Source organism: Nonomuraea sp. JJY05 (genome assembly GCF_043496855.1).
Lineage (GTDB): Bacteria > Actinomycetota > Actinomycetes > Streptosporangiales > Streptosporangiaceae > Nonomuraea.
Genome location: NZ_JBIEIS010000119.1, coordinates 1 through 1,813 on the forward strand (window position 1 = coordinate 1; position 1,813 = coordinate 1,813).

Below are 1,813 nucleotides of genomic sequence, written 5' to 3' on the forward strand. Positions count from 1 at the left end.
TTCGCCCGGTGTCTACTTCGAACGCAATGTCGACAAGACGTCCGACAAGGACCTGTTCGGCTGCAAGGTCATCCCGTCGCGGGGTGCCTGGCTGGAGTTCGAGATCGACAAGCGCGACAGCGTCGGTGTGCGCATCGACCGTAAGCGCAAGCAGGCCGTCACGGTGCTGCTCAAGGCGCTGGGCTGGACCAGCGAGCGGATTCTCGAGAAGTTCGGCCAGTACGAGTCGATGCGGGCCACCCTGGAGAAGGACCACACGGCCGGCCAGGATGACGCGCTGCTGGACATCTACCGCAAGCTGCGGCCGGGTGAGCCGCCGACCAAGGAGTCGGCGCAGACCCTGCTGGAGAACCTCTACTTCAATCCCAAGCGGTACGACCTGGCCAAGGTCGGTCGCTACAAGATCAACAAGAAGCTGGGCGTCGACTCGGAGATCTCGCAGGGCACCCTGACCGAGGACGACATCGTCGCCACGATCGAGTACATCGTCCGCCTGCACGCGGGCGAGGAGTCGATGCCGGGCGCAGGTGACCGCGAGGTCATCGTCGAGGTCGACGACATCGACCACTTCGGCAACCGTCGTCTGCGCAGCGTCGGCGAGCTCATCCAGAACCAGGTCCGCCTGGGTCTGGCCCGTATGGAGCGGGTCGTGCGCGAGCGCATGACCACGCAGGACGTCGAGGCGATCACGCCGCAGACCCTGATCAACATCCGCCCGGTCGTGGCGTCGATCAAGGAGTTCTTCGGCACCTCGCAGCTGTCGCAGTTCATGGACCAGACCAACCCGCTGGCCGGCCTGACGCACAAGCGGCGTCTGTCCGCGCTGGGTCCCGGTGGTCTGTCCCGTGAGCGGGCCGGCTTCGAGGTCCGTGACGTGCACCCGTCCCACTACGGCCGGATGTGCCCGATCGAGACCCCTGAAGGCCCCAACATCGGCCTCATCGGCTCGCTGGCCTCCTACGGCCGGATCAACGCCTTCGGGTTCGTCGAGACGCCCTACCGCAAGGTCGTCGACGGCAAGGTGACCGAGCAGATCGACTACCTCACGGCCGACGAGGAAGACCGCTACGTCAAGGCGCAGGCCAACACGGTGCTCAACGCCGACGGGTCGTTCGCCGAGTCCCGCGTCCTGGTCCGCACCAAGGGCGGCGAGACCGAGCTCATGCGGGCCGAGGAGGTCGACTACATCGACGTGTCGCCGCGCCAGATGGTGTCGGTGGCCACCGCGATGATCCCCTTCCTCGAGCACGACGACGCCAACCGCGCGCTCATGGGCTCCAACATGCAGAGGCAGTCCGTGCCGCTGCTCAAGAGCGAGGCGCCGCTGGTCGGCACCGGCATGGAATACCGTGCCGCGACCGACGCCGGCGACGTCATCAGCGCCGAGAAGGCCGGCGTGGTCGAGGAGGTCTCCGCCGACTACGTCACCGTCATGAACGACGACGGCACGCGCACCACGTACCGTGTCGCCAAGTTCAAGCGCTCCAACCAGGGCACCTCGTTCAACCAGAAGCCCATCGTCGCCGAGGGCGACCGGGTCGAGGTCAACCAGGTCATCGCCGACGGCCCCTGCACCGACAAGGGCGAGATGGCGCTGGGCAAGAACCTCCTGGTGGCGTTCATGCCGTGGGAGGGCCACAACTACGAAGACGCGATCATTCTGTCCCAGCGGCTGGTGCAGGACGACGTTCTGTCCTCGATCCACATCGAGGAGCACGAGGTCGACGCCCGCGACACCAAGCTGGGCCCCGAGGAGATCACCCGGGACATCCCCAACGTCTCCGAGGAGGTCCTGGCCGACCTGGACGAGCGC

1 protein-coding gene is annotated in these 1,813 nt (G+C 66.4%); it reads left to right on the top strand.

The window, feature by feature from the left end; translation table 11 throughout:
- A partial coding sequence (gene rpoB, locus ACFKCF_RS61520; RefSeq protein ID WP_394506768.1) for a DNA-directed RNA polymerase subunit beta occupies positions 1 to 1,813 on the top strand: 1,813 nt, incomplete at both ends.